Here is a 24,896-nt window from a genome sequence, read left to right on the forward strand (position 1 = left end):
CCCAAACGGGGGGGCCGGCCGCCCCCCCCGGGCCCCCCTGGGGCCGGCCCCCCCCCCCCCCGGGCCCGGCCCCGGCGCACCCCATCCACCCCCGCCGGGCCATGCCCGGCGAGCGAAGCGGGGTTGAGTGCCACCCCGGCCATGACCCCACACCACCGGCACGGTATCCTGCACGACGGAATCGAGTTCTGAGGTAATCCATGGCGGGAGCCAAGCGCGGGTGTCTGTTCGTGGTAACGCTGCTGGTGGTGCTGGTCGCGGTCGTGGCCGGCGCGGGCGCGTGGTTCTTCTACAAGCAGACCCAGTTCGCCGATGCCCCGATCTCCCCCTCCGCAGAGACCGTGGTGATCGCCAGCGGCGATGGCCTGAACACCGTGCTGCGCAAGCTGCGCGAGGCGGGCGTGGACGAAGGCCAGGACGCACAGTGGCAGCTGCTGGCACGCCAGCTCGACGCCGCCGGCAAGCTGAAGGTGGGTGAGTACGCGCTGGACAGCCAGCTGACCCCGCGCGAGCTGCTGCTGCGCATGCGCGCCGGCAAGGTCCTGCAGCACCGCGTCACCATCATCGAAGGCTGGAACATCCGCCAGCTGCGCGCGGCGCTGAAGCGTGCCGATCCACTGCTGCACACCACCGATGATCTTGATGATGCGGCACTGATGCAGCGCCTGGGCTTCGGCGGCCAGCATCCGGAAGGCCGGTTCCTGCCGGAGACCTACATCTACCAGCGCGGTGACAGCGACGTGGATGTGCTCAAGCGTGCGCATGCGGCGATGGAAAAGGCGCTGGACGAGGCCTGGCAGAGCCGTGCACCGGACCTGCCGATCAACACGCCGTACGAGCTGCTGACGCTGGCATCGATCATCGAGAAGGAAACCGCGCTGGCCAGCGAGCGCCCGCAGATTGCCGGCGTGTTCATGCGCCGCCTGCAGATCGGCATGCGCCTGCAGACCGATCCCACCGTGATCTATGGCATCGGCGCGGCCTATGACGGCAACATCCGCCGCCGCGACCTGACCACCGATACGCCTTACAACACCTATACCCGTGCGGGCCTGACCCCGACCCCCATCGCCATGCCCAGCCGCGACGCGCTGATGGCCGCGGCACAGCCGGCAGCGGGGGATGCACTGTATTTCGTCGCCGTTGGCGATGGCAGTGGCGCGCACGTGTTCTCGTCCAGCCTGGACCAGCACAACGCTGCGGTAGCGCGCTACCTGCAGCAGCTGCGCCAGCAACGCACCCAGGAGACCCCGGCGCAATGAGTCCCGCGCTGCTACGCCACCCGCGTTTCGTCAGCCTGGAAGGCGGCGAGGGCGCCGGCAAGACCACCGCGATCAATGCCATCCGCGCGTGCCTGCGCCAGCATGGCCATGAGGTGGTGCTGACCCGCGAACCGGGCGGCACGCCGATGGCGGAGCGCATCCGCAGCCTGATACTGAAGCCCGATGCCGAGATCGCCGCCGAGCCGCTCAGCGCCGAGGCCGAGCTGCTGCTGGTGTTCGCCGCCCGCGCGCAGCACGTGCGGGAGGTGATCCAGCCGGCCCTGCAGCGCGGTGCCTACGTGCTGAGTGATCGCTTCACCGATTCCAGCTACGCCTACCAGGGAGGGGGCCGTGGCCTGGACCCGCAGTGGATTGCCGAGCTGGAGCGCCGTGCCGTTGGCCTGTTGCCGGGCCTGACCCTGCTGCTGGATGTGGACGTGGCGGTCGGTCGTGCGCGCGCCAATGGCCGCGACCTGTGGCCGGACCGCATCGAGAGCGAGCAGGACGATTTCTTCCAGCGCGTGCGTGAAGTGTTCCGCAGCCGCGCCCAGCAGGATCCACAGCGCTTCGCCGTGATCGACGCGGGCCAGGTGCAGGAACGCGTGGCCGCCGACGTGATCGCGCAGGTCGAGCGCTGGCTGCAGGAAGGAAAGGGCGCATGAGCACCTTCTCGCCTTGGCAGCAGCGCGCATTCGATCAGACCGTGGCCGCGCTCGACGCGGGCCGGCTGGGGCATGGCCTGTTGATCTGCGGCCCGGCCGGGCTGGGCAAGCGCGAGGTTGCACTGGCGCTGGCCGACCACGTGCTGGCGCAGGGCGATGCCGCGCACGCCACGCGCACCCGCCACCTGATCGCTGCCGGTACCCACCCGGACCTGCAGCTGGTGAGCTTCATTCCGAACAAGAGCGGCGACAAGCTGCGTACCGAGATCGTCATCGAGCAGGTGCGCGAGATCACCGACAAACTGGCATTGACCCCGCAGTACGGTGTGGCCCAGGTGGTGATCGTCGATCCGGCCGATGCGATCAACCGCTCCGCGGCCAATGCATTGCTCAAGACGCTGGAAGAACCGCAGCCCGGCCGCTACCTGTGGCTGATCAGCAGCGACCCGGCACGCCTGCCGCAGACCATCCGCAGCCGGTGCCAGCGCCTGGAGTTCAAGCTGCCGCCGCACGAGGAAGCGCTGGCCTGGTTGCAGCAGCAGGGCCACAGCGACGCCTCCGCACGCGAAGCGCTGGACGCCGCGCGTGGCCATCCCGGCCAGGCCGACAACTGGCTGCGCGAGGACGGGCTGAGCCTGCGCCGTGAGGTGGCCCGCGACCTGGAGCAGCTGGCCGCCGGCAGGACCGGCGCGGTGGAGCTGGCGCAGAAGTGGTGCGGTGACGACAACGCGGCGCTGCGCCTGCGCTTCGCCGCCGACCTGGCGCTGGCCCAGGCCAGCACGGACGCCTTGACCGCGCCGGAGCGATTGCACAAGCTGGCAGCCTGGTTCGACGCTGCCAACCGCACCCGCGACCTGCTGCGCACCACGGTGCGTGCAGACCTTGCGGTGGTCGAGTTGCTGCTGGCCTGGAACAAGGTGAACGAGCGGCCTGCCGCAAGGGGAAATCGATGAGTGCCAGCAACGCCCGCCAGGGCATCCTGTCCCTGGCCGTGAAGGACAAAGCCGCGCTGTACAGCGCGTACATGCCGTTCGTGAAGAATGGCGGCATCTTCGTGCCCACGCCCAAGCGCTACTTCCTCGGCGACGAGGTGTTCCTGCTGCTGACCCTGCCCGATTCCAGCGAGCGCCTGCCGGTGGCCGGCAAGGTGATCTGGGTGACCCCGGCAGGGGCGCAGGGCAACCGTACCGCGGGCATCGGCGTGCAGCTGGCCGACGGCGCCGAAGGCGAGGGCGTGCGCCACAAGATCGAGACCCAGCTGGCCGGCCTGACCAGCTCGGACAAGCCCACCCACACGATGTGAGGTAGCGCCGGGCCACGCCCGGCGGCATGCCTCGAAAACACCCGTGAAGACGAATGTGAAAACTGTTGACGGCCTCTGAAAAATTCCTATAATGAGCGGCTCAGCAACACACCGGGCGGTTAGCTCAGCGGTAGAGCATTGCCTTCACACGGCAAGGGTCACAGGTTCGATCCCTGTACCGCCCACCATATAAAACCCTGATCTTTAAGGGGAAACGTCAAAGCCGGCCTTGAGCCGGCTTTTTCGTAAGTGCAGAGTAAGTGCAGGAGATCGAATGAGCTCCAATAAGCAGATGACTCGCCGGCAGATGAAGATGGGGCTTTACAAGCTCGCCCTAGCTCGTTCTGACTTCTTCGCCAGCCGAAAGGCGTGCGAACACATGGTCAAGCACGTGAATGGGTTCGATCACCCGCTCTACTATCACCTGTACGCATCCTCTGTTGTCTCCTACGCAAAGCCCTTCGTGAACTCCGCCCTGGGTGTGCTCCCAAGCCGATGGGGTAGGTTTGAACATGCGTGGATGCGCGACGTCCACAATGACGTGATCAGGGCGCGGCACGAAGTGATTGCGCACAATGACCAAAACGCCCGCAAGCTGTCGATTGTGCCGCCCGGTGCCGCTCCTGACGATGTTATTCCTGTGTCCCGCATTGGGATCGCATTAAAGCTCGAAACTTACTACATCAGTGGCGGGTTTTTCTCCTCGCTTGGTCAGGTCTGCGAATACCAAATCAAACGCATCAGCGTAGCAATCGATGATGCGCTTGATTCTCTCTATGAAGGGCAAGAGCTGCCGCCGGATCCTTTCGTGTTGACGCTGGACGACGAACTGTAGACTCGGTGTTCGCGATTCTCATCGCGCGTTAAGTGATGCCCGGAGTGCGTTGCTGCTGGTGGTCGCCGCCGTTTTGCTGCTGGCCGCCTCGATCCGGTCCAACCGATCCACCACCTGGGCGAGTAGGGCATTGCTCTGCTGCACCGCCGCCGTGGTCGCGGCCTGGCCGTCCTTGTCCACCACCAGGTCGAACACAGCGCGCGCGAAGTTGTCCGGCAGCGCCTCGATGGTGTCGGCCAGCTCGCCCATGCCGACGCCACCCTTGTCGAGGTCGCCCACCTTCATGCCGTCGATCAGGCCCGTCACCTGCCCGTAGAGGCTGTTGTAGTCCTGGCCGCTGGCGTAGAGGTTCCGACCGAAGCCCAGCGCCGCCTGCGCGGCCGCCTGCGCTGCGCTGCTGTCGCCGCCCGACACCGCCCGCTCCAGCTCCTGCATGGTCTTCTGCAGCTTCTCCTGATCGGTCAGCGGCGACAGGTCGCTCACAGATAGGCCATAGCTAATGGCTTTCTTGTCCTTGTCGATCTGCGCTTGCAGTTTGCCCATGTTGGTAGCGCGCAGTGCCTCGATCTTGGCCAGGTCCTCAGCACGCGCGCCGGACAGGCCCAACGCCTTTGCGTAGTCGTTGGCGGACTTCACCTGTTGGCGGTAGGTGCGCTCGATGCTCAGCGCCTGCTGCTGGTAGGCGGTCAGGTCGCCCGTAAGCAGCTGCGTCGACACGTCGGCCATCAGGGTGGAGTAGTTGCCCAGCAGGCCCGACACCTTGTTGATCTGCGTGGCCAGGTCCGTACCGGCAACGCCGGCCAGGTCCTGGAAGTAGTCCACGGCCTTGTTCACCTTGTCGATCTCCAGGCCGTTGAGTGCCCGGCCCAGCTCGTCGGCGTTGCCCACCGCCAGCTCGATGGATGCTCCCAGCGCCGCGAACACGTCCGCCGAGTCGAAGTAGCCATCCAACTGCCCACCGAAGCCCGCCGCCCGCACGGCCTCCGTGTAGAGCCGATCCTGCATGCCGGCGAGGTAGGACTCCAGCTGTTGCTGGGCCTCCGCCGAATCCGCCGACAACGACAGTTTGCCCAGGCTCACCTTGACCCCGGCCAGCTGCTTGCTCAGGTCCACGCCCAGCTGCTTGGCCAAGTCAGTGGTTGCGCCCCGGATCTGCCGAGCCGCCATGTCGAACGTGCGATCGATGCCCGGATCCAGCGCGCCATACTGGGTCCACTTCTTGTCAGAGCGGAACCAGCCGCCTTTTTGCTTCACGTCCGCGTAGCTCTGCCCGTCCAGGCCACCGAAGCCGTAATCGCCCGTGATGCCCTGACCGGTGATCTTGGGCGCACTGCGCCCGAATGCCTTACCCAGCAGCGAGCTGCCGGAGAAGATCGCCGCCGTCTTTCGGTTCATGCCGAGCGCGCGCCCAATCACGTCCAGCGACATGCTGTCGAGCATGACCGGCGTCAACAGGCCACCGGAGGCGAAGTGGCCACGTTTCAGCAGGTCAAACTTGTCCTGGTTCTCCAGTCCGAACCCTTGCTTGTACGCGCTGCCGGCCATCTGCATACCCATCGCGATCAGCGCCGCATAGGGAGCAAACGCCGCCACGGCGCCGAGCGCACCGGTAGCCGCTCCTGCGGCACCGGCCCCACTGGCAGCGGCCGTGCCACCTCCCGTCAGTGCAGCCACGTTGTTGCCGAAGCCCATCACGGTGTTCGGGCCGAAGCCACCCGCCGCGGCTGCGGCGCCGGGGGTGAACCCGATAGCGCTCTGGCCCTTCGATAGCAGGCTGGCGATGTTGCCGGCGTTCTGGCCGCCTGCGGCAGTGCCGTTGCCGGCGAAGATTCCCAAGATGCTGTTGAGGCTCAACCCGTTGCCGCTGCCGAGCCCATTGATGCCGTCCATGATGCGGGTCTGAATCGGGATCACCAGCTTCTGCTCCAGCAGCTGGCGCGCAATGTCGCGCAACCCCTGCTTGGCAATGTCCTTCATGTCGTCCCACATGCCGGACCAATCGCGCAGGCCGCCCGCGACGAAGTCGGCCATAGCGTCGGCGGTGTCGCTGACCAGGTAAGTACCCACGTCGGCCCACTGCTGGAGGCTTGCGGCGTACTTGTCCGCGTCGATGCTGGCTTGTGCCGCAGCGCGCGCCTGTGCCATGAGCGAGGCGCTGAGGTCGGCGGTGATGCCGGCGCCGGCCGCGTTCGCCTCGTTGATGGCCTCCTGCATGTCGCGCTGGTTCTGCATCTCACGGCGTGCGCGCTCCCGCGCCGGCCCGATGAGGCGCATCATGTCCAGCTCGCCGCTCATGGTGTCCAGCAGCGCCTGCGGCGCCCGCTTGCGCTTGTCCAGCTCGGCGGTGGTCGCCGCCAGCTGCGCCGCTGACTCCTTCTCCAGCGTGTTGAAGGCAGCGCGTGTGATGTTGCCGGCCGCCAGTTCCTTGTTCAGCTCGGCCAAACGCTGCTTGTGCTTCTGCTCCGCCTCGGCCAGCGGGCCGGCCATCGTAGCGGCGGCCATGTCCGCCTCAGCCGTGTAGCGTCGCAGCAGTTCGGCCTGCCGGTCGTACTCCGCATTCCCGGTCTTCGCTGCGCCGCCCTTGCCCCGCGCCTTGGGCGGCTCGTAGGCGTCCGGCGTGGCCGGCAACAACGCCCATTCGGGCATGCGCTCCGATCCTTCCAGCACAGTGACGCTGGGCCGCTTGGCGGTCTTGGGCTGCATCGCCTTCCAGCCGTTATCGGCATACGCAGTGCCTTGTGCGTACTCGTTCTTGAAGCCCTCCCAGCCGCCACCGCCGAACGCGTATTGACCGGTCGCCAGCTTGAACGCCGCATGGCCTTGCTTCTCCACACCCACCAGGCCACCCCGGATACGGTCGAAGAAGTCCACAACGGCGCCGCCATCCCGTACCGCGTCGGTGACGCCCCGGATGGCACCGGAGAGAGCGTCGGCCGCTTCCTTGGCGAAGTTGCCGTTGACTGCCACCGCGTCGAGCTGGTCGGTGAAGTCCTGCAGGGCCGGCAGGATGCCAGCCACAACCTGCACCTTCATGCCTTGCAGGGACAGCTCCGCACGGTTCGTCACATCACGCATGCCCAGCATTGCCTGGGTCAGCTGCGTGTCGATGATGCTACCTGCGGCCTCCGCCGCGTTGCCCATGCGGTTGAACTCGGCGCTGTTGTTGCGAAGCAGCGGGATCAGCATCGCCGAATCGCTGGCGATGGCCTCCATGTAGCTGGTCAGCTCCGACTGCGACAGGTTCGCCTTCTCCAGGCTCTTGAAGTACAGGCCCAGGGCGTCGGGGCCAGACAGCTTGCGGAAGCTCTCGACGGTGAGGCCGCTGCCCTTGGCGATGTTGTCGAAGAAGTCTTTCATCTCGCCGCCGCCCGTTTGGGCGTAGTCGCCGATCTTCTCCTGAACGTCCTTGAAGATATCGGCCAGCTTTTCCTGGCTGATACCCACCGTCCGGGCGCCTGCGGCCATGCGCTGGAAGTCCTGCGAGGTGGTGCCGGAGAGCTTGCCCAAGCGGTCGTACTCCACGGCCAGCTGCCCAACCTGCTTGGTCCAGGTAAACACAGCCGTGCCGGCGGCGGCGGCGGCGGTGCCCAGCGCCGCGCCCGCCACGGTCGCGATGCGCGTCATGGAGGCTTGGATCTGGGCGGCCTTCTGGCCGGCGACGTGCTCGGCCCGGGTCATCCCTTTTTCAAAGGAGCCCGACTTCATCAGCAGATCGACGGTAAGCGTGTAAAGCGACATAGTGGAAAGCCTCTTTTGGGCTGAAACGGCTTGTTTTTAGCTGCTTGCGGGCGGGTAGGGGGTCGTCCGGCCAACTGTGGATGCGCGAAGAAAGGGGGGCGCACGTGTCGCAGCGAGAGGGTCCGAAACTTTTCCCTCCCCCTGTACCAATGAAGGCCCTTGCGGGCCTTGTCGGGGGCGCTCAGCGGGCTAAGAGTTCCGCCGCGCCCTGCCGGTGTTGTTGCGGACACCGCCGGCTGGTCCTGGCCTGTGAACCTGCAGGCCCACCCTTACTCAGTCCGCAGCCGGCCGTACGCCAGTGATGACGGTGAACTGCTGCGGGTAGTTGATGACCACGTCAGCGCGGACGTGGCACAGGAAGCCGATCTCGCCCGTCTTGGCGTACGCCTCGCGCAGCAGCTGGATGGACAGCGCCTCGCGCATCAGGAAGTACAGGCCGCTGAAGTTGCCCACGAAGATTTCGCTGGCGTCGGTGGCCGTGCCAGCTTCCACATTGGTCGGAAGCTGGCTGGTTGGCACGAACGACATGCCATCGATCAGGCGCGGGCGCTGGAGCGGCTGGCCGGTGGTGTCCGTCAGACCCTCGAAGTCCATCAGCGTGCGGGTGGCCATGATCGCGGCAGTCGGCGCTGGTGCGTTCACGTCGATGATCGAGCCGTATGCCCTGAGCAGCGGGCGGTAGCTGTCCAGGGCGGCGCCATTGGCGCCCAGCGACACTGTGTTGATGCCCGCCGTATTGCGCAGGCCGCGTGGCTCCGGCGCCGTGCCCGAGCCCAGCAGACCAACCCGGTCCAGTTCCTTGGCGAACGCCTGTGCGATGACCTGGCGCAGCGCGCGATCCACGTCCGAGCCATCGGCCAGCAGCTCGCGCGATACGCGCACGATGCACGCCAGGCTGCGCGGGGTTGACTGCACAGAGCGCAGGGTCGGCTCGCTCTCGCTGATGTTGCCTAGTTCATTGCGCCAGGTGGCGGTGGGCAGACTGTCGATGGCAGCGGTGGATACCGACTTGGCGCCATAGCCCATCGGAACGATGCCCGCGCCCGCCTGCAACAGCGAAGACGCCGGGACCAGCGCGGACAGGATGCCCGGCATCACCACGTCCGGGACCACGTAGCCGCCTGCGCTGTCGGTGCCGACTGCAAGCGAAGCCATCACGGCCTCGGTGCTGCTCATGCCGGCCACGCCGCGCATGAAGTCGGTCAGCGTGGTTTCGGCAGCGCGCGGCTTTTCATCGCCCTCGCGGCGGCTGGCGTAGTGCGCCCGGAAGTCAGCCGGGGTGCGCAGCACCTTGATGCCGCCGCCGTCCAGGTCAGCTTCCGGAGAATCGTTGTCGCTGCGGCCGTTCATTTGCCACGCGGCCAGCGCGGTGGTGTTCTCGTCCACCTGCTGGCGCACGGCGTCCACGTCGGCGGTGTGCTTGGCCTTGAACTGATCGAAGGCGGCGTTGAGCTTGGTGATGAGGCCGGCCACGTCGTTCGGCTCGGCCTCTGCGCGTACGGCCTGAATGCCGCGTGCGATCTTGGTTGGCTTAGTCATGCTTGGCTCCTGTGTAGGAGTCCAGTGTCCGTTTCAGGCTCAGCTCCAACCATCAGTTACCGTGAGGTTACGTGGAGTTGCGTTGACCTATTTACTTCCTGTGCGCCTCAAGCCAGCGCGCGGCATCGATCAGTCGATAGGTGATCTTGTGCTTGCCGCCGCCGAGTGCGTAGCTTTCCGGTGCTGTGCCTTCTCTGCGTTTGTTCGCCAGCGTGCCAGGCGCAATACCGATCAGCTTGGCCAAGTCAGCCTCGCCAACGCGCCCATCCGCGCTGATCCACATTCCGTGACTCTCTGCCTGCTGGCGCAGCAGTGCAGCGGTTGTGTCCGCACGGCCATCCATCGTTGCGCGCAGCGCGTCCAGGCTGTGCGCGAGCGTGCTGTTCGGTTTCAAGGTTTCCTCCTGGTGGTGAACGTCGTGCACTGGTGAACGTGGTGCATCGGGTGCAGCGGGCGCATGGGGTGCGCCCCGTTCCCTTTCGCTCGGTGGTGCAGTGAGGCGGAGAGCGGGTGAATCAACAGCGCAGGAGCAACAGCGCCAAGCGTCCGCTGCGCTCCCGCTTGGTAGATATCTATAAGGGGGGCCCCTGAGGGGTGTAAAAAACGGGCGATTTGCCTGTATTTGCACCCCTCAGGGGTGTTTATCGACTGGCTCATGCTGCTTTTGCACCCCTCAGGGGTGTTACGTGGTCCCCTGAGGGGTGTTGAGATTGCGATTCTGTTTGCACCCCTGAGGGGTGTTGAAGATGCGTTTTGCGCCAGTCGTTGCGTGGTGGGCCCGCAGCGATCTCCAGGTTCTTGCCGGGGCAGCGATCAATACCTACCCAGGTGAGCGCGTACAGATGGCATTGCTTCTTGATGCCGTGTCGCGTCTGCACGATGAACCCCGCCTCCTCCAGCTGGGCCAGCAGCTCCTTGCTCTTACTCGCAGCACACACGCCAGCGCCTTCTACCATCGCCTTTGTGGCGCTGAGGTCGCCGTTGTTGCGCCCGTTGTACTGCGCGGCCAAGAACAGGAGCATCTTCATTGCTGCCCCGCTGAGCGCGAAGAAGGCCGGATGCCGCATCATCGAGTGGGGCAACCGAACGAACGTGTCGCTCGACTGCCGGCCTGTGATCTTGCGGCGGTTCCTCTCAGCTGCCATGAGGCGTGACCACGTTCGTGACCGCGCGCAACCAGTCCGCCCCAGCGCGCGCCGCGCGCGTCATGATCCACTCGCGCACGCGGGCCTCAGACGGGTTGCCCCTGTGCTGCAGGGCGCAGTCACCGCACAGCACGTAGGGGAGGGATGCCCACCCAAACTCCCGCTCCACACGATGGAACGTGCCGAACACCGGCAGCAGCGGCTTGCCGCAGCAGTCGCATGCGATGGGTTCAACCGCAGGACGGCGGCTCATCGGGCAACCCCGCTCCGGATGGGCTCCAAGGTGTCGATTGCCAGGTGCAGGAGCAGCGCTACCGCGTCGCACATCGATTCCGCCTCTGGCTCGTCCAGCAGGTCATGGGACAGCTGATCGGGGGCTGCGGCCTGCAGCGCGCGGCCGCGCTGTTCCCGGATCAAAATCCTCTGGAGCCCACTGGCGGCGTACAGGGCGCGATCAACCATCTCCAGCCGGTACTGATCAGCGTGGTTGCTCTGCCGCCATTCCTCGCGCAGCCAGTCGTAGCGAGTGTCTGCCGGCGCCAGCGCGTCAGAGTTTTCTGAATGCGCATCGGGGGTTTGCCCGATTGAATCGGGCGCTGATTGCTGTACAGTCTTCTTCATGGTCTCGTTCCTGCCTAGGGTTCGATGGCTTCTGCGGCTCAGCTGGGTGCGAACCAGCTGGGCCGTTTCTCTTTTTGTGCACCTGGTCATGGCTTGCCCCTTAGGCGGCGGCTTCTTTCTCGCGGGCTTCGATGTATTCACGCAGCGCGCGCGCCGAGACCATGCGGCGCTTCCCCACCTTGAAAGTGTTGAGCTGGCCCGCCGCCATCGCCCGATAAAGGGCATTGCGGTTCAGGCCGGTGACGGCGCATGCCTCTTCGGTGGTGTAGCTGAGGCGTTCGGCTTGAGGCTTCATTTCATCTCCAGGTTGTGCAGGTTTCGCACACTGCGAAACCTGTGGAGACGCTATCACGCTCAATTGGCCGTTGCAACAGGTTTTTCAACCTGCGAAACTCGCCGCCATGGCAAACAAGAATTTACCCGCGAAGAAGAAGCCCGGCCGCCCCCGCAAGGCACCCGAGGAGAAGCTGGAGCAATTCAGCATCCGGCTCCCGCCCAAGCTGAAGTTGGGTCTGGAGTTGCTCGCCCGCGCACAGCACCGTTCCCTAAGTCAGGCGGTCGAGTGGGCGCTCAATGCCGGCCTCTCCAACTATCAGCTCAATAACGACAGCTACTACGCATCGCTGTCGTCATTGCTCGATGACGTGTGGGACTTCACGCCGGTCAAGGGTGCGCTCACCATGCTGCTCCATGCGCCGGAATTGATGACTTATCAGGACCGCATCGCCGCGGAGCTGGTTGAGTACAGCGTGGAGATGCAGGCACTGGAGCAGAATAGAGACTGCGAGATCACCCAAGATGAGCTGTATGAGATGGCCGATAAGCACTGGCCAAAAATCCAGCAGATGGCCGAGTACATCATCAGCAACGCGTTGTCTCCGCGTGGGGCGTCCCTACTTGATCAAGACCGGAGAGGGTGGCCAGGCTTCGGAACGACTGCAAGCCCCGGATCCCCCGGCAAACCTCAGTTATGAGGCTTGCAAGATCACTCTGATTGGCGTGATTTAGAGGAACTGCACCTGAGCCAGCTTGTCGCGCGCTGCGCCCTGCACCAAGTGGCCGTAGTGCTTCTCGATCATCGCCAGCGACGTGCCGGCCAGCTTCGCCACGGTCAGCAGGTCCATGCCGCCCACGATAGCGTCGGTGATCCAGCAGTGGCGCAGCGTGTAGAGCGTTACGCCGGCAGGTAGCCCAGCGCGCGCTGAGGCATCCCGAACAAGCTCGCTCCAGTCGCTGGGCGTCCACACCTTCTTCCCGTCCTGGGTGAACAGGTGTGCCTTGGGTAGCTTCCCCTTGGCCAAGCGGTCAAACAGCGCAGTGGCGGCGGGGGAGAGCGGTATCTTGCGGTCGTGGTCCTTGCTGCGGAACCTCACGCTGGCAGTGCGGCCGTCATAGTCCGAGCGCAGGCAGAGCGACGGATCGCCCGGCCTGCAGCCCGTCAGCGCCACGCACTCGATTAGGTCGCGCACCGGCCCCTCAGCCGCCTCCAGCAGCGCGCGGCGCTGCTCCCGCTCCAGGTACAGGCCCCGGCGCTGCCCGGCGTCCTTGAGTGGCTTCACGGCGTTCCACTCGAACGCAAGATCGGGGGATACCTTGCGACGGGCCACGGCGTGGTTCAGGGCGGCCACCAGCGTCGTGCGGATGCGGTTGATGCTGGAGCGTGCCAAGGGCTTCGCCACCGGTGGCCGGCCGCGCTTCACGGGCAGCGGCGGGAGATCGCCTTTTTCCACGCGATCGCGCCAGGCTTCGATGTGATCTTGGTGGAGATCCTTGAGGCGCACCTTGCCCAGCTTGTCGCCGTAGAGGCAGCGCTCAAACCGGCGCTTGGCGTCATCCGATGCGGTCTTGCGTCCATCCTTCTCCAGGGCAGTCACGTAGTCGCGGCAGGCATCGGCCACGGTGAGTTCGCTCTTGGGCGCCACCACGGCGAGCGGGGCGCCATGCTGGGACGCCTCCGACAGCGCGGCCAGAGCCGCAGCGCGCGCGCCGGCCAGCGTCATCACCGGGTGCTTGCCGAGCGTTCGGCGCTTCCCGCGCCCCCACGTCACGATGTAGGACTTGACGCCCGAGGGCTGCACGCGCAGCAGCAGGCCCTTCATGTCGCTGTCGCTGATCTCGTAGGGCTTCTCGCTGGGCTGGGCCAGCTCCACGGCGCGGATCGTCAGCTTGGTTCCCATGTCCCGTAAGTGCGTCATAAGTGCAAACTGCAGTGTGCGGCCAAATTCAGCGGGACGCAACGACACAGGAAATCAAGGGTCTTTAGCCGAAAGCCTTGTGCGACAAGGGCCTATGCCATCCTTCACACGGCAAGGGTCACAGGTTCGATCCCTGTACCGCCCACCATGTTGCAGAACGAAAAAAGCCTCCGGCAATGGGGGCTTTTTTGTTGTCTGATGATACGTGCCGGCGTCGCTGCTGCGGCTGCCATCAGCCGTGCTGGTCCAGCAGATCCCGCGCGATCATCGCCGTCGCATCCAAGAGGTCGTGGCCGCTACCGGCTTGCACCACCACCGTCAGCAGATTACGGCCGACCTCGGCATTGCCGCTGGTCAGTTCCATCTCGCCCTCAAAGCACAGATCAGCCAACCATTCGTGGGCCTGCTGCAGCCCACGCTTGCGGACGCGGCGGAACTCCGCGAACAGCTTCGCTTGGCCGGCCTCGTGTTCGCCCTCGGCCAGCAGGCCGATCGCACCGCCGTGCGCCGCGCGCCAGATGGCCGGCAGCGGGCGACCGTTTGCGTCCACCACGTCCTCCGAGAACTGGGCGCAGTACATTTCGTAGCGTTTGCCCGCCGTACTGCGAGGTACGATGCCGGCGTCGGCGAGCAGGCACTCGGCTTCATCCAGTTTTCTGAACTTCAACCGCAGCAGTGCAGGGCGGCTCAGCTGTTGTGCCAGCGCGTGCTGATTGGCGGCAAACCATATGTTCCAACCCACGGTTGCGCGGCCTTCCAGTGCGGCCTTGAAGTACTCCAGGTGTTCGGCGTCCATTGCGGCCTCCTGCGTTCCCTGCGCGATTGTAGCGGGAGGGCATCCGGGCCGGTCAGTCAGCGCCGGAGAGGCAATGATTCGCCTCGCGCACCAGCTGTCGTGCGGCCACGATAAGTCCATCAGTGTGGAAGGCACCCAACTGCTGGTCCGGGCCACCCTCGGCGCGCGCTCGATCGCCCGCCTGCAGCAGATCGAGCAATGCACTGAGTCCGGACAGCGAGCGGCGCAGCGAGGCGTGATTGCTGGCGCCCAGAGTGAGGCTGCTGCACGGTTGCCCGTCATCGCCGTCGGCGCAGCTGATGGCATTGAGATACGTGAAGAAGGCAGGCGACTGCACGGGAAGACTCTGTTCGTGCAAGGCGCACTCGATCTCGCGTGCGAGGTCCTCGGGCACGTCGGCGGCGATGTCGCCGATCAGGGCGTGCAGGCGGGGATGGACAGCGGTGCGGTTGGTCATGGCGAAACCCTCACTGGCGTGGGGCCACCTTCCGAAGCGAAGGTGGCGGACGGTGCGGGTTGGCGTACCAAGGCAAACGAACTTCCACCGAGAGGAAGGCCTGGCGGATCTGTCGATCCCCACGCACCGGCCGCCATTGAAGGCAATCGGTGCATTCTCTCTGCTGAGGCGTGAACCGCAGCGGTGGAAGTTCGTTCGTTTATTCGAGACGCCAATCCCGGCCAAGGCAATCTGCCTCGGCGCGGCGATCATCCGGCTGCGCAATCACATCGGTCTGTAAGGAAAATTCTCTTTCATGCCAATGCGGAGGAGGGAGATCTCGATCTGTGCGACAGTGCACGGGCGCGCTGCGAGCAACGTCACTTCCGATGCGACGCGCTGCACGGGCTGTCGGTGCACTTCGCGACAACGCGGTACGCGCCGCGGGTTGTTTGCGTCACGCTGCGCACGATGCCCGGATCACTCGAGCAGCGTCGGGTCGGTGATATCCAGCAGCCCGGCATTCGCCATCCGCAGTTCAACCTGATGCACGCGCCTCAGATGTTCCGGGTTGCGCAGATCGAAGGGTTCGTCCAGCGCTACGATCATCGTTCCCTTGCCTTTCACGACCTCCATGGACGCCGCTTCAGGAATGAATTTCTTCGGCACGAGGTGGGGTACAAAACCCATCCAGCCCAGCCAGCGTCGATGGGGGAAGAGGCGATGATTGGCATAGTAGGTGTCATAGCCCTTGCCGGTTGGAAGGGGACATACAACGTCTGTAGCTACATGATCGGCAACCATGGCGGTTGATAGCGCCGCAACGCACTGGCGTACCACCGAAGTGGCGCCTTCCGCAGAGAATGCTTCGATGGGCCTGAAGATCGTCATCGTCAGTCGTCCCGCCCATGGGTAATACTCGATGGAAGCCCTTCCAGGGGTTTTCCACTCCCTGGCGGTCATGGCAGTGGTGAGGTTGGCGCCCGCGCCTCCGGCATCCGGGTCATCAGGGAATTCCTGTCCGTCCTGCTCGGCATGGGACGCCAGCATCTGGACGAAGCGCTCTTCATCGGAATATGGAATTGCCCCATTCGAGCGTGAATGCTCAATCCAGCGGTGGAACGCAGGATGCACGTCCTGGAGCAATCGAACGAGCGGTTGGAGCCGGCCATAGACAGTTTGCGCGTCAAGCGTTTCAGTGGCGATCCACGCGTCTACGACAGTTCTGAACATGGGCGTCATGGTGAGTGCCTGCAGCGGAAGGAATCATCTTTGAACAGCCTGACCGCGATGTCGAAGCACTCGATCTCAAGGAAGTGCCATTCCAGCTTTGCGGGTCGGCCAAGCGCGAGAACATGTGCGCGCTGTCTATGAAATTGTCTGAGCCAGCTCTCCAGGATGGTGGGTCGAGTTCGATCAAGCTGGGCCCAGAAGCGCAACTCGCCATCATCTTCAAAGAACTGCTTGTAGTGGCCCTTGGTCTCTACCACAGTGCACTGAGCGCGCCAGAATCCATCAAAGCGAATGCCGTCATGATTCCACTCGGTTACGGTAATGCGATTCCTGCTCTTGCGGCCTGCCAACTTCAATCGCGCACGGTCCAGCGTTGTTCCCCCATACGTGTAATCGAAGCTCTCCGGTCCGGCCAGGCGATTGGCGATTCGCAGCTGGTAGTCGTAGTCCCGGTACTGGGTCAGTGGAATCGTGTAGTTCGCGGGCACGAGGTAGCCTTGTGCCAGCTTGCAGGCGTTGCAGTCATTCTGGTTGCTCGTCTGCGAGCAATCTGTCTCGCTTGTCTGCACCCTGGGTTCGGTCTTCACTCCAGTTTCGACACCCGCCGCTTCCTTGATCTTCCTCCATATCTGGCCGAGCGTCGGGCCGCCTGCCGTGTTTCCTGGCATCTGGCCTGGGAGCGGAACGGGAGCATCGCGGACCGGATCCCATGCCCCTGGCGACGTCACCGGGGGAGGGGGGATAGGGAATGGCACAGCACCCATTTTCTGGTCCTTCAGTTCAGTCTGTGATGCGGGAAGAGGCCAGCAGCGCCAGAAGGTCCTCTGCCGTGGCGTTGGGATGGGTGGTCTCGTTGAACCAGACCCGGGTGACTGCCTGGTCACGCAACCCGCGGGCCCAGGCCACATCGGCTTTCACCCAGCGCACCAGCGTCGGTAGATGCGTGATGTGCAGGGATGTCGTAGCGTGCCGGTAACTTGCACGGACGTCCTCGACGAGTTCGTCGTCGCTTCGTTGGGCGGTCTCGACAGGAAAGTGTCTTCTGGTTTCGCGCGAAAGCGGGACGACGAACGTTGCTGGATCCGGGAGGCAAAGCCTCGCATACTGTTCAGCGCTGAGTGTCAGCATCGCATGCACCTGGCCTTTCGAGATCGGCTCGGACCAGAGTCCAGTCCTGACTGTTCAACGTGACCTGCCACTCCAGTACCGGACCGAGCAGGTCCAGCTGTTGTCGGGGAGTGAGGACATCGCAGTATCGGAGGAAGGCTCTGGGGTCGTAGTAGCGCATCAATGCCAACGACCCGTCCGGCAGCGAGATGTCCAGTTTCGTCTGCAGATGTTGAAACAATGGATCGAAGGCTGTCGCTGAAGCCAGTATCGTGACGCCCGAAGACTGACGACCGAGGCAGGTCAGCCAGTGATGTACAGGTCTCTGGATCGCTCCCCAAGGTAACTCGATCAGCCAGGGAGAAGCTTGGACGAGATCGCTCTCGGGCTGTCCTGTGAACAGCGAGCGGTGGAGCAGTGCGTCCTGCTGAGTGTAATGGCGGAGTTCGCCCTCTCGTTCAGGGGCGGCGGCGCAGTCCACCAAAGCGAATGCTGTCCACGCCATCACGAGCGCACCAGAAGCGGAGCGCCGCTGGTGCCTGCAGTGAGCAGGCACTCCAGGCAGATGGCCGCTCCGGGAGAGGAGCCTGTCGAGACATCAATCGTTGAGGGTGCGGCAGTACAAGGCCCTTCGCTGACGTACACCAGGCGCTGTTGGGTGGAAACAAGCTGGCAGCCGCATGCGAGACGGTGCCCGTGGAGCGCGACGGGGTGACCGTCGATGATAAGGGTGGGCTCGCCTTCGATGATCGGGAAGACCCCCTGATGCAGCGGGCAGGTGGCGCTGTCGCCTTCACGTGCGACGGCGCGGCCCTCGATGTCTGTGCAGGGTGAGCCGTTGATGACGCGTCCGCTGCTGCTGGTCGTGTCACCAACGACAATCCAGTGTCGTCTCACGTTGAGATATCGAACCTGTTGGTCGGTGCCCAGCCTGCAATCCGGCAACGACATCCATCAAGCATTTGCAGCCATCATGCTGTCACTTATGGCACTCCATGCAGCTGCTGATTGTGATCGCTTCTCCCGTTTCTGCTGGAGAAACAAGAGCTTTCCAGAAATTTGGGGTCGCGGGATTCAGTCAATGAGGGCAGGGACGTGGTCTGCGCGACGCTGCGTTGATGAGTTCAGAAACCTGCGAGAAGCGACATGCACCCTCGTAATCAGAGAACGAACGCGGAGCGGCAGGGAAGCTGAGAAGTGCGCCCTCCTGGGGGAGGAAATTGCAGGGCTCTAAACGGGACGCGCGTTCGCGCGACATTTCACACAGAAATCCAGCAGCCCGGCGCATCGTCTCCCAACCCTCCACCCGGGAGCCCCACCATGCCGCTCGCCCGCATCGATCTCCGCAAAGGCCAATCCGCCGACTACCTGCAGCGTGTCGGCGAGGCCATCTACCAGGCCATGCGCGCGGTCGGCGTGCCCGAGAACGACCGCTTCCAGATTTTCCAGGAGCACGACGCCGCCACCCTGGTCTACGACCCCAGCTATCTGGGTGTGCAGCGCTCCGACGATTTCATCTGCATCCAGATCACCTGGAACGAGGGCCGCACCCTGGAGCAGAAGAAGGCGCTGTACGCGGGCATTGCTGACGGCCTGCATTCGGCAGTAGGCATCCGCCGCGAGGACGTGTTCATCAATCTGGTGGAAGTGAAGAAGGAGAACTGGTCGTTCGGACATGGCGTTGCCCAGTACGCGACGTGAGGCGCCTGCGTCACCCTGTCGCAGGGGTAAAACCCTGAACGTGGTCCAAGGTTGCGGCGCCGCGCCGTAGAATGCCCGGGTGCACCGCCCCCGATTCCACCGCCGGTTCCAGGCCCTGGCATGGCTCGCCCTGCTGCTGGTGCTGCTTGCCCCGCTGGTGAGCCGCTGGGTGGCGCACGGCCGCGTGGCAGCGGCGGCGCCGGTGGCGGCGATGGATCATTCGCTGCATGCGCAGCACACGATGGAAGGCCATCACGGCCATCATGCGATGGCAACGCCGCACGGTGAGGCCGCGAAGAATCCGCCCGCCGATCCACACGCCGATCACGAAATGGGCGTGGATTGCGATTACTGCCTGATCGCGGCGCGGCTGATCACCCTGCTGGTGGCGACGTTCCTGCTGCTGGTGCCCTTGGCGCCGGTCTGCCGGGCGCGGCTGGGCGCTGTGCTGGCAGTGCCCGCGCGCCTGGCGGGAACCCTCGGGGCGCGGGGACCACCGGCGGCATTGGCGGGCTGAGCCGCGCACGCGGCCGTGCATTCCCTCTGATGGAAGCCGCCAGGCATGGCCTGGCGCTACCGCGTGCGCTTTCCTTCCTGCTGCCCCGCAGTGCGGGGTGGCATTGCATGCCGTGAAAAAATGAAAAGACATCCGAAGCGCGTTGCCCTGCGTTGGGCGACGCTGCCGGCGCTGTGCGCCTGCGCCCTGCCTGTTGCACCTGCCCGTGCCGAAGCGGCGGGCCCGACCACCCTGGACACCGTACGCGTGGTCGATACCCGGCACGGTGCGCTGTCGGCCACCCCCGGCGCAGGTTCCGCGCTGGGCCTGAACGTGCTGCAGACACCTGCGGCCCTCACCGTGATCGACCGCGACCAGCTGGAGCAGCGCGGTGACTCCAACCTCAACGATGCGATCAGCCGCGCGGGTGCGATCAGCGCGATGCCGCATCCGGGCAATGGCCTCAGCGCACTGTCCAGCCGGGGTTTCACCGATGGGGCGTCGGTGATGCGTCTGTACGACGGGCTGCGCCAGTACGGGGGCGTCGGCATCACGTTCCCGTTCGATACTTGGTCCATCGAGCGCATCGAAGTGCTGCGCGGGCCGGCCTCGGTGATCCACGGCGACGGTGCGATCGGCGGTGTGATCAACATCGTGCCGAAGAAGCCTTCGCGTGGGACCGTCGAGAACGAGATCAGCGTGACGGTGGGCAGCGAGGACACCGCGCGCCTGGGCTTCGGCAGCGGTGGCGCGCTGACCCCCGAGCTGGCCTACCGGCTGGATGTGAGTGGCAACTACAGCGGTGGCTGGGTCGACCGTGGCCGCAACAACGATGCGACGTTCTCCGGTGCGTTGTTGTGGCAGCCGCGTGCGGATCTGCAGCTGACGCTCACCCACGCGCAAGGCTACCAGCAGCCGATGCGCTACTTCGGCACGCCGCTGGTCGAGGGCCGCCAGCTGGAAGCGCTGCGCCACCGCAACTACAACGTGGACGACAGCGAGATCCGCTACCGCGACCGCTGGACCCAGCTTGATGCGCTGTGGACACCGAATGCGAAGGTGGAATGGCGCACGCGCCTCTACCAGATCGACAGCCAGCGCGATTGGCGCAACGCCGAGGCCTATGTCTACAACCCGCGCACCGGGCTGATCGATCGTTCCGGCAATACCCAGATCACCCATAACCAGGACCAGACCGGGCTGACCTCGACGCTGCGCGTGCAGGGTGAGGTGGGCGGTCTTGCCAACAGTTTCGCGCTGGGGATGGATGCCAACCGCGCGCACTTCAAGCACACCAACAACACCTATGCCGGCAGCTCCGGCCCGGTCGATCCGTTCCATCCGGTGCCGGGGCAGTTTGCCAGCGATGCGCCGAACCTGCCGCGCTACCGCAACAGTGCCGAGCAGTACGCATTGTTCGTGGAAGACCGGCTGGCCCTGAGCGAGCGCTGGTCGGTACTGGGCGGGCTGCGCCACGACCGCGCGCGCATCGATCGTACCGATCTGATCAGCGGCCAGAGGGCATTCTCGAAGACCTACAGCAGCACCGGCTGGCGAGCAGGCACGGTATTCGCGCTGCAGCCGACGCTGAGCCTGTACGCGCAGTATTCGCAGGCGGCCGATCCGGTCAGCGGCCTGTTGATGATCAGCCCGGCCAACGGTGCCTTCGACCTGGCCAAGGGGCGTCAGGTCGAAGTCGGCCTGAAGCAGGCCTTCGACGGTGGCGAGTGGACGCTGGCGGCGTACCGGATCCGCAAGACCGGGCTGCTCAGCCGTGATCCGCTGCTGCCGGATCGTCGGGTGCAGGTAGGCGCGCAGACCTCGCGCGGAATCGAGGCGTCCTTGAACTGGAATTTCGCGCCGCAATGGACGCTCGATGCCAACGCGACGGTGCTGAAGGCCGAGTTCGAGGACTTCCTGGAAGCCACCGGTTCGCCGGCTGTGCTGGTCTCGCGCGATGGCAATGTGCCGCCGAACGTGGCAGAGCGGCTGGCCAATGTATGGGTGAGCTGGCAGTTCCTGCCGGACTGGACCGTGGCCGGCGGTGCGCGTTACGTCGGCAAGCGTTACGCCGACAACGCCAACACCGTGGAGCTGCCGGGCTACAGCACCACCGATCTGGCGCTGACCTGGCAGGCGGCACCGCGCACGCGGGTGACAGCCCGGGTGTTCAACGTGTTCGACAAGGCGTACTACGCCACGGCGTACTACACCAGTACCCAGTGGCTGCTGGGTGCGGATCGCCGCGTCGAGTTCACCCTCGATCATCGCTTCTGAGGACGAACGCCATGTCGCTGCGATCCACTGCCAAGCGCTGGACCTACCTGGTGCACCGTTGGCTGGGCATCGGCGGATGCCTGCTGATGCTGCTGTGGTTTGTCAGCGGCATGGTGATGCTGTTCGTCGGCTACCCGAAGCTGACGCCCGGCGAGCGGCTGGCGGCGTTGCCGGTGCTGGGCGACGCGCATGGGCTGCTGGGACTGTCGGCGTTGCCAGCGGCCGTGCAGGCTGAGCCGGAAAGCGTGGCGCTGACCACGCTGCGTGGCGAGCCCGCCTATGTGGTGCGTAGTGGCAACCACGTGGGAGCCTGGTCGGCGCGCACCGGGCAGGTCCTGCTGCCGGTATCGGCACAGCGCGCCGAAGCCTCGGCGGCGCAGTTTGCCGGCGGCCCGGCATTCGTGGGTGCGATGCGCGTGGATGAGGACCGTTGGACGCATTCGCGTGCGCTGGATGCGCATCGGCCGCTGTACCGGGTCGAGGTGGGCGGTGCGCGGCCGGGTGACCTCTATGTGTCTTCGCGCACCGGCGAGGTGGTGCTGGATGCACCGCATGTGCAGCAGCGCTGGAACTATGTGGGCGCTTGGCTGCACTGGCTGTACTTCCTGCGCATGCAGTCGGTGGACCCGGTGTGGACGTGGGGGGTGATCGTGCTGTCCGCACTGTGCACGGTGGCGGCGGTGAGCGGCATCGTGGTGGGGGTGTGGCGCTGGCGCTTCGCTGGCCACTATCGTTCCGGTGCGAAGACGCCGTACGTCGAGCCGTGGATGCGCTGGCATCATCTGATCGGTCTGGCGGCTGCGGCGTTCGTGTTCACCTGGATCTTCAGCGGGCTGATGTCGATGAATCCGCTGGGCGTGTTCAGCAGTGCGCGCGCGGCGATCGACACGGCGCAGTATCGCGGCGGTGCGGTGGCAGTGAATGGCCCACTGGGCGAACCGGCAGCGCTGCTGGCTGCGGCCCATGGTGGGCTGTTCATGCCGGTGGAGATCCAGTGGCGGCGCATCGGCGGTGAGCTGTTCGCGCTGTTGCTGGACGCGCAGGGCGATACGCGCATCGTATCCGCAGGCGAAGGGCATCTTCGGATGATGCAGCTGCTGCCGGTGGCATGGCTGCAGCAGAAGGCGCAGGCGATGTCTGCCGCGCCGATGCATCGGTTCGCGCTGCTGCATGCAGCGGATGCCTATTTCTATCCACGTGCGCCGGAGGCGATGAACGGCGCGGCGGTGCGCCGCTTCCCGGTGGCGGTGGCGGACTTCGGTGATGCCGAGGCGACGCGCGTCTACTTCGATCTGGGCAGCGGCGATCCACTGCTGACCCTGGGGCATCGTGAGCGCGTCGGGCGCTGGCTGTTCTACTTCCTGCACAGCTGGGACCTGCCGGCAATGCTGCGGCAGGAGACGGCCCGGCTGGGCGTGCTGCTGCTGTTGAGCACCGCCGGCACCGCGCTGTGCGCGACGGCTACGGTGATCGGTTATCGACGATTGCGGATGAAGGTCCGGCGTCGGCGCCGTTGATGCCGCGCGCTACACCCGCAGCCAGCGCGTGGACACCGCCACCAGCAGCAGCGCGATGGCCACACCGATGAATGCAGCGATCAGGCCGAAATGATTGGCGGCGAAGCCGATGAGTGCCGGGCCGGCAAGAATGCCGGCAAAGCCCAGCGTGGACACGGCGGTGATCGCCAGCGCGCCGGGCATGCGGGTCTGGTGGCCGGCCAGCGAGAACAGCGCCGGCGCGATGTTGGCGCAGCCGAGGCCGACCAGCACATAACCGGCCAGTGAGACCTGCCAGGGCGTGACAAGCGTCAGCACCAGCACGCCACTGGCCGCGAGCAGGCCACCGAACACGATGGCGCGTTCGCGTCCCACCCGCGCCACCAGTGCATCGCCGAGCAGGCGGGCCACGGTCATGGTCAGGGTGAAGATCACATAGCCGATGCCAGCCATGCGCGCATCGACGCTGCGCACGTCACTGAGAAAGACCGCGCTCCAGTCCAGCATCGCGCCTTCGCCGAGGAACGCGACGAAGGCCAGCACGCCGATGAACAGCACGATGCCGTGCGGCATGGCCAGCATCGGCGTGTCCTGCGGCATGCGCTCGCGGTGCCAGTACGACGCCGACAGCAGCATCGCCAGCAGCATCGCGGCCACGCCGATCAGCACCGACGCCAGCGGTGGCAGCTGCAGGGACAGCAGCACGGTAATCATTGCCGCGCCCAGGAAGCCGCCGATGCTGAAGAAGGCGTGGAAGCCGGACATCATCACACGTCGCGCTTCGCGCTCGACCACCACGGCCTGCACGTTCATCGTGCAGTCCATCGCGCCTACCGCGGCACCGAACACGAACAGCACCAGGCCCAGCAGCCACGCTGAACCGGCCAGGGCCAGGCCCGGCACGGTGAGGCAGATCAACAGCGTACTGGCCACCATCACCCGGCGGCAGCCCAGCCGCGCGGCCAGAACGCCCGCCACTGGCATCGCCAGCAGCGAACCGGCACCCAGGCAGAGCAGCACCAGGCCGAGCGTGGCGTCGTTGAGGTCCGCGCGTGCCTTGGCGAACGGTACCAGCGTCGCCCACAGTGCCGTGGCGAAACCGGGAATGAAGAATGCAGCGCGGGTCGCGTGCTGTTCGGCACGCGCGCGGTAGGCAACGGACATGGGCGGTTCGGTCAGGGCGGGGTGGGGTGCACCGCAATACCGGCAGCGAGGAAGCGGGCTGCCAGTGCGGGCGGGGCTGATGTGGTCAGCACCAGGTCGTCGATCTCGTCGAGGCCGGCGATCTGCCAGTGGCCACGGGCACCGAGTTTTTCGGTGGTGGCGGCGACAATGACGCGGCTGCTGCAGGCCACCATGGCGCGCTTCAAGGTGGCTTCTTCGGCATCCATCGCCCACACACCAGTGTCGCCGTCCACCGCGCACGGGCCGGGCAGGTACACGTCGGCGCGCAGGCGCTGCACCTGGGCCAGTGCTTCAGCACCGACCGCCCCGCCGCCGCTGGCCAGGCGGCCGCCGATCAGCTGCACGGAAGTGCCTTCATGCACGCTGGCGGCGGTGGCGATCTGCGGCGCGTTGGTAATCACCGTCAGTGCCAGTTCGGGCGGCAACTGCTGGGCGATGGCCAGGTTGGTCGAACCGGCATCGAGCAGCACCACCTGCCCAGGTTGCAGCAGGGCACAGACGCGCGCGGCCAGTTCGGCCTTGTCGCCACGATCGCGGGTCAGGCGCTCGCGCAGCGGGCGCTCCTTCGGCGGCGGCAGCACGGCGCCGCCGTACACGCGCTGGCACAGGCCTTGGGCGGCCAGTTCACGCAGGTCGCGGCGGATCGAATCTTCGGAAACCGCATAACGACGCGCCAGTTCCGCGGCGATCACGCGGCCCTGCTGGCGCAGTTCCTCGAGGATCTGCCGGGTACGTTCGGCGGGGAGGGGGCTGGAATCGGCGTTCATGGGATAAGTGTGCATATTCGTGCATGAACATGCAATAACGTGCATTCCGGGTCGACGCACGGGAGCCCCTTCTCCCGGACGGCCCTGGAAAAGTGCGAGGTG

General features: G+C 65.4%; 27 protein-coding genes and 1 tRNA gene. 11 read left to right on the forward strand and 17 right to left on the reverse strand.

All coding sequences use genetic code 11. The features are described 5' to 3' along the window. Positions 1–200: 200 nt before the first annotated feature. From mltG to ACVOME_RS14895, 6 genes are all read left to right on the forward strand, one after another. Complete coding sequence (gene mltG / locus ACVOME_RS14870) at positions 201–1,262, forward strand: endolytic transglycosylase MltG (protein WP_111187153.1); 1,062 nt, start codon at positions 201–203, stop codon at positions 1,260–1,262. After that, a complete protein-coding gene (gene tmk, locus ACVOME_RS14875; RefSeq protein WP_111187152.1) occupies positions 1,259–1,924 on the forward strand; it encodes a dTMP kinase in 666 nt (221 codons plus the stop codon). The genes mltG and tmk overlap by 4 nt, the downstream gene beginning before the upstream one ends. Further along, positions 1,921–2,877, forward strand: a complete 957-nt coding sequence (locus ACVOME_RS14880) for a DNA polymerase III subunit delta' (protein ID WP_065175960.1) — start codon at positions 1,921–1,923, stop codon at positions 2,875–2,877. The genes tmk and ACVOME_RS14880 overlap by 4 nt, the downstream gene beginning before the upstream one ends. Further along, positions 2,874–3,227 carry a PilZ domain-containing protein gene (locus ACVOME_RS14885; RefSeq protein WP_053520428.1) on the forward strand — a complete coding sequence of 118 codons (354 nt, stop codon included), beginning with the start codon at positions 2,874–2,876 and terminating at the stop codon, positions 3,225–3,227. The genes ACVOME_RS14880 and ACVOME_RS14885 overlap by 4 nt, the downstream gene beginning before the upstream one ends. Positions 3,228–3,340: 113 nt before the next feature. Next, a tRNA-Val gene (locus ACVOME_RS14890) sits at positions 3,341–3,415 on the forward strand. A gap of 86 nt (positions 3,416–3,501) precedes the next feature. Then, the gene (locus ACVOME_RS14895) at positions 3,502–4,062 is read left to right on the forward strand and encodes a hypothetical protein (RefSeq protein ID WP_481505229.1); all 561 of its coding nucleotides are present in this window, start codon (positions 3,502–3,504) and stop codon (positions 4,060–4,062) included. Positions 4,063–4,080: 18 nt separating this feature from the next. On the opposite strand, the gene ACVOME_RS14900 is transcribed toward ACVOME_RS14895, so the two are convergent. From ACVOME_RS14900 to ACVOME_RS14930, 7 genes are all read right to left on the reverse strand, one after another. After that, positions 4,081–7,800 carry a phage tail protein gene (locus tag ACVOME_RS14900; RefSeq protein ID WP_481505230.1) on the reverse strand — a complete coding sequence of 1,240 codons (3,720 nt, stop codon included), beginning with the start codon at positions 7,798–7,800 and terminating at the stop codon, positions 4,081–4,083. 273 nt (positions 7,801–8,073) lie between these two features. Continuing rightward, complete coding sequence (locus tag ACVOME_RS14905) at positions 8,074–9,339, reverse strand: phage major capsid protein (RefSeq protein WP_481505231.1); 1,266 nt, start codon at positions 9,337–9,339, stop codon at positions 8,074–8,076. A 91-nt stretch (positions 9,340–9,430) separates the two neighbouring features. Then, on the reverse strand, positions 9,431–9,733 hold the full coding sequence (locus ACVOME_RS14910) for a hypothetical protein (RefSeq protein WP_481505232.1): 303 nt from the start codon (positions 9,731–9,733) through the stop codon (positions 9,431–9,433). 259 nt (positions 9,734–9,992) lie between these two features. Continuing rightward, entirely contained in the window at positions 9,993–10,484 is a 492-nt protein-coding gene (locus tag ACVOME_RS14915) for a hypothetical protein (protein ID WP_099474394.1), read from the reverse strand. After that, positions 10,474–10,737 (reverse strand): hypothetical protein, encoded by a 264-nt coding sequence (locus tag ACVOME_RS14920; RefSeq protein ID WP_414611674.1) that lies wholly within the window; start codon positions 10,735–10,737, stop codon positions 10,474–10,476. The genes ACVOME_RS14915 and ACVOME_RS14920 overlap by 11 nt, the downstream gene beginning before the upstream one ends. Next, on the reverse strand, positions 10,734–11,105 hold the full coding sequence (locus ACVOME_RS14925; RefSeq protein ID WP_481505233.1) for a hypothetical protein: 372 nt from the start codon (positions 11,103–11,105) through the stop codon (positions 10,734–10,736). Before ACVOME_RS14925 ends, ACVOME_RS14920 begins: the two co-directional genes overlap by 4 nt. Before the next feature lie 100 nt (positions 11,106–11,205). Continuing rightward, positions 11,206–11,400: a helix-turn-helix domain-containing protein gene (locus ACVOME_RS14930; RefSeq protein WP_208043910.1), complete on the reverse strand. Its 195-nt coding sequence runs from the start codon at positions 11,398–11,400 to the stop codon at positions 11,206–11,208. A gap of 106 nt (positions 11,401–11,506) precedes the next feature. Between ACVOME_RS14930 and ACVOME_RS14935 the strand changes: the two genes are divergently transcribed. Next, positions 11,507–12,079: a hypothetical protein gene (locus tag ACVOME_RS14935; RefSeq protein ID WP_481505234.1), complete on the forward strand. Its 573-nt coding sequence runs from the start codon at positions 11,507–11,509 to the stop codon at positions 12,077–12,079. A 30-nt stretch (positions 12,080–12,109) separates the two neighbouring features. Here the strand turns inward: ACVOME_RS14935 and ACVOME_RS14940 are convergent, their stop codons facing one another. From ACVOME_RS14940 to ACVOME_RS14975, 8 genes are all read right to left on the reverse strand, one after another. Next, positions 12,110–13,282 (reverse strand): integrase family protein, encoded by a 1,173-nt coding sequence (locus ACVOME_RS14940; RefSeq protein WP_053091131.1) that lies wholly within the window; start codon positions 13,280–13,282, stop codon positions 12,110–12,112. A 250-nt stretch (positions 13,283–13,532) separates the two neighbouring features. After that, entirely contained in the window at positions 13,533–14,096 is a 564-nt protein-coding gene (locus ACVOME_RS14945; protein ID WP_461288978.1) for a hypothetical protein, read from the reverse strand. A gap of 52 nt (positions 14,097–14,148) precedes the next feature. Then, positions 14,149–14,553, reverse strand: coding sequence for a hypothetical protein (locus tag ACVOME_RS14950; RefSeq protein WP_461288977.1), 405 nt, complete (start codon positions 14,551–14,553; stop codon positions 14,149–14,151). Positions 14,554–15,012: 459 nt separating this feature from the next. Next, on the reverse strand, positions 15,013–15,774 hold the full coding sequence (locus ACVOME_RS14955) for an Imm52 family immunity protein (protein ID WP_481505235.1): 762 nt from the start codon (positions 15,772–15,774) through the stop codon (positions 15,013–15,015). Continuing rightward, positions 15,771–16,352: a Tox-REase-5 domain-containing protein gene (locus tag ACVOME_RS14960; protein WP_481505236.1), complete on the reverse strand. Its 582-nt coding sequence runs from the start codon at positions 16,350–16,352 to the stop codon at positions 15,771–15,773. Before ACVOME_RS14960 ends, ACVOME_RS14955 begins: the two co-directional genes overlap by 4 nt. A gap of 193 nt (positions 16,353–16,545) precedes the next feature. After that, a complete protein-coding gene (locus tag ACVOME_RS14965; protein WP_481505237.1) occupies positions 16,546–16,893 on the reverse strand; it encodes a hypothetical protein in 348 nt (115 codons plus the stop codon). Next, positions 16,874–17,377: a DUF4123 domain-containing protein gene (locus ACVOME_RS14970; RefSeq protein ID WP_128989785.1), complete on the reverse strand. Its 504-nt coding sequence runs from the start codon at positions 17,375–17,377 to the stop codon at positions 16,874–16,876. Before ACVOME_RS14970 ends, ACVOME_RS14965 begins: the two co-directional genes overlap by 20 nt. After that, entirely contained in the window at positions 17,377–17,823 is a 447-nt protein-coding gene (locus ACVOME_RS14975; protein WP_128989783.1) for a PAAR domain-containing protein, read from the reverse strand. Before ACVOME_RS14975 ends, ACVOME_RS14970 begins: the two co-directional genes overlap by 1 nt. A 369-nt stretch (positions 17,824–18,192) precedes the next feature. Here ACVOME_RS14975 and ACVOME_RS14980 point away from each other — a divergent pair, with 369 nt between their 5' ends. The 4 genes from ACVOME_RS14980 (at position 18,193) to ACVOME_RS14995 (ending at position 22,863) form a co-directional block, all read left to right on the forward strand. Continuing rightward, positions 18,193–18,573, forward strand: a complete 381-nt coding sequence (locus ACVOME_RS14980) for a tautomerase family protein (RefSeq protein WP_074900404.1) — start codon at positions 18,193–18,195, stop codon at positions 18,571–18,573. Between the two features lie 130 nt (positions 18,574–18,703). Beyond that, positions 18,704–19,090, forward strand: coding sequence for a DUF2946 family protein (locus tag ACVOME_RS14985; protein WP_481505245.1), 387 nt, complete (start codon positions 18,704–18,706; stop codon positions 19,088–19,090). A 120-nt stretch (positions 19,091–19,210) separates the two neighbouring features. After that, positions 19,211–21,346 carry a TonB-dependent receptor gene (locus tag ACVOME_RS14990; protein ID WP_481505238.1) on the forward strand — a complete coding sequence of 712 codons (2,136 nt, stop codon included), beginning with the start codon at positions 19,211–19,213 and terminating at the stop codon, positions 21,344–21,346. Positions 21,347–21,357: 11 nt separating this feature from the next. Further along, positions 21,358–22,863 carry a PepSY domain-containing protein gene (locus ACVOME_RS14995; RefSeq protein ID WP_481505239.1) on the forward strand — a complete coding sequence of 502 codons (1,506 nt, stop codon included), beginning with the start codon at positions 21,358–21,360 and terminating at the stop codon, positions 22,861–22,863. A 9-nt stretch (positions 22,864–22,872) separates the two neighbouring features. Here ACVOME_RS14995 and ACVOME_RS15000 read toward each other — a convergent pair whose 3' ends face one another. Together ACVOME_RS15000 and ACVOME_RS15005 are read right to left on the reverse strand one after the other, a co-directional pair. Next, complete coding sequence (locus ACVOME_RS15000; RefSeq protein ID WP_481505240.1) at positions 22,873–24,006, reverse strand: MFS transporter; 1,134 nt, start codon at positions 24,004–24,006, stop codon at positions 22,873–22,875. An 11-nt stretch (positions 24,007–24,017) separates the two neighbouring features. Continuing rightward, positions 24,018–24,794: a DeoR/GlpR family DNA-binding transcription regulator gene (locus ACVOME_RS15005; protein WP_065175969.1), complete on the reverse strand. Its 777-nt coding sequence runs from the start codon at positions 24,792–24,794 to the stop codon at positions 24,018–24,020. Positions 24,795–24,896 lie beyond the last annotated feature (102 nt).

It is taken from the genome of Stenotrophomonas sp. STEN008 (assembly GCF_056760435.1).

Bases quoted from the DNA above. Each gene is read 5' to 3' on its own strand.
- mltG (WP_111187153.1), top strand. From the start codon at position 201: ATGGCGGGAGCCAAGCGCGGGTGTCTGTTCGTGGTAACGCTGCTGGTG.
- tmk (WP_111187152.1), top strand. From the start codon at position 1,259: ATGAGTCCCGCGCTGCTACGCCACCCGCGTTTCGTCAGCCTGGAAGGC.
- ACVOME_RS14880 (WP_065175960.1), top strand. From the start codon at position 1,921: ATGAGCACCTTCTCGCCTTGGCAGCAGCGCGCATTCGATCAGACCGTG.
- ACVOME_RS14885 (WP_053520428.1), top strand. From the start codon at position 2,874: ATGAGTGCCAGCAACGCCCGCCAGGGCATCCTGTCCCTGGCCGTGAAG.
- ACVOME_RS14895 (WP_481505229.1), top strand. From the start codon at position 3,502: ATGAGCTCCAATAAGCAGATGACTCGCCGGCAGATGAAGATGGGGCTT.
- ACVOME_RS14900 (WP_481505230.1), bottom strand. From the start codon at position 7,800: ATGTCGCTTTACACGCTTACCGTCGATCTGCTGATGAAGTCGGGCTCC.
- ACVOME_RS14905 (WP_481505231.1), bottom strand. From the start codon at position 9,339: ATGACTAAGCCAACCAAGATCGCACGCGGCATTCAGGCCGTACGCGCA.
- ACVOME_RS14915 (WP_099474394.1), bottom strand. From the start codon at position 10,484: ATGGCAGCTGAGAGGAACCGCCGCAAGATCACAGGCCGGCAGTCGAGC.
- ACVOME_RS14920 (WP_414611674.1), bottom strand. From the start codon at position 10,737: ATGAGCCGCCGTCCTGCGGTTGAACCCATCGCATGCGACTGCTGCGGC.
- ACVOME_RS14925 (WP_481505233.1), bottom strand. From the start codon at position 11,105: ATGAAGAAGACTGTACAGCAATCAGCGCCCGATTCAATCGGGCAAACC.
- ACVOME_RS14930 (WP_208043910.1), bottom strand. From the start codon at position 11,400: ATGAAGCCTCAAGCCGAACGCCTCAGCTACACCACCGAAGAGGCATGC.
- ACVOME_RS14935 (WP_481505234.1), top strand. From the start codon at position 11,507: ATGGCAAACAAGAATTTACCCGCGAAGAAGAAGCCCGGCCGCCCCCGC.
- ACVOME_RS14940 (WP_053091131.1), bottom strand. From the start codon at position 13,282: ATGGGAACCAAGCTGACGATCCGCGCCGTGGAGCTGGCCCAGCCCAGC.
- ACVOME_RS14945 (WP_461288978.1), bottom strand. From the start codon at position 14,096: ATGGACGCCGAACACCTGGAGTACTTCAAGGCCGCACTGGAAGGCCGC.
- ACVOME_RS14950 (WP_461288977.1), bottom strand. From the start codon at position 14,553: ATGACCAACCGCACCGCTGTCCATCCCCGCCTGCACGCCCTGATCGGC.
- ACVOME_RS14955 (WP_481505235.1), bottom strand. From the start codon at position 15,774: ATGACGCCCATGTTCAGAACTGTCGTAGACGCGTGGATCGCCACTGAA.
- ACVOME_RS14965 (WP_481505237.1), bottom strand. From the start codon at position 16,893: ATGCTGACACTCAGCGCTGAACAGTATGCGAGGCTTTGCCTCCCGGAT.
- ACVOME_RS14970 (WP_128989785.1), bottom strand. From the start codon at position 17,377: ATGGCGTGGACAGCATTCGCTTTGGTGGACTGCGCCGCCGCCCCTGAA.
- ACVOME_RS14975 (WP_128989783.1), bottom strand. From the start codon at position 17,823: ATGTCGTTGCCGGATTGCAGGCTGGGCACCGACCAACAGGTTCGATAT.
- ACVOME_RS14980 (WP_074900404.1), top strand. From the start codon at position 18,193: ATGCCGCTCGCCCGCATCGATCTCCGCAAAGGCCAATCCGCCGACTAC.
- ACVOME_RS14990 (WP_481505238.1), top strand. From the start codon at position 19,211: ATGAAAAGACATCCGAAGCGCGTTGCCCTGCGTTGGGCGACGCTGCCG.
- ACVOME_RS14995 (WP_481505239.1), top strand. From the start codon at position 21,358: ATGTCGCTGCGATCCACTGCCAAGCGCTGGACCTACCTGGTGCACCGT.
- ACVOME_RS15000 (WP_481505240.1), bottom strand. From the start codon at position 24,006: ATGTCCGTTGCCTACCGCGCGCGTGCCGAACAGCACGCGACCCGCGCT.
- ACVOME_RS15005 (WP_065175969.1), bottom strand. From the start codon at position 24,794: ATGAACGCCGATTCCAGCCCCCTCCCCGCCGAACGTACCCGGCAGATC.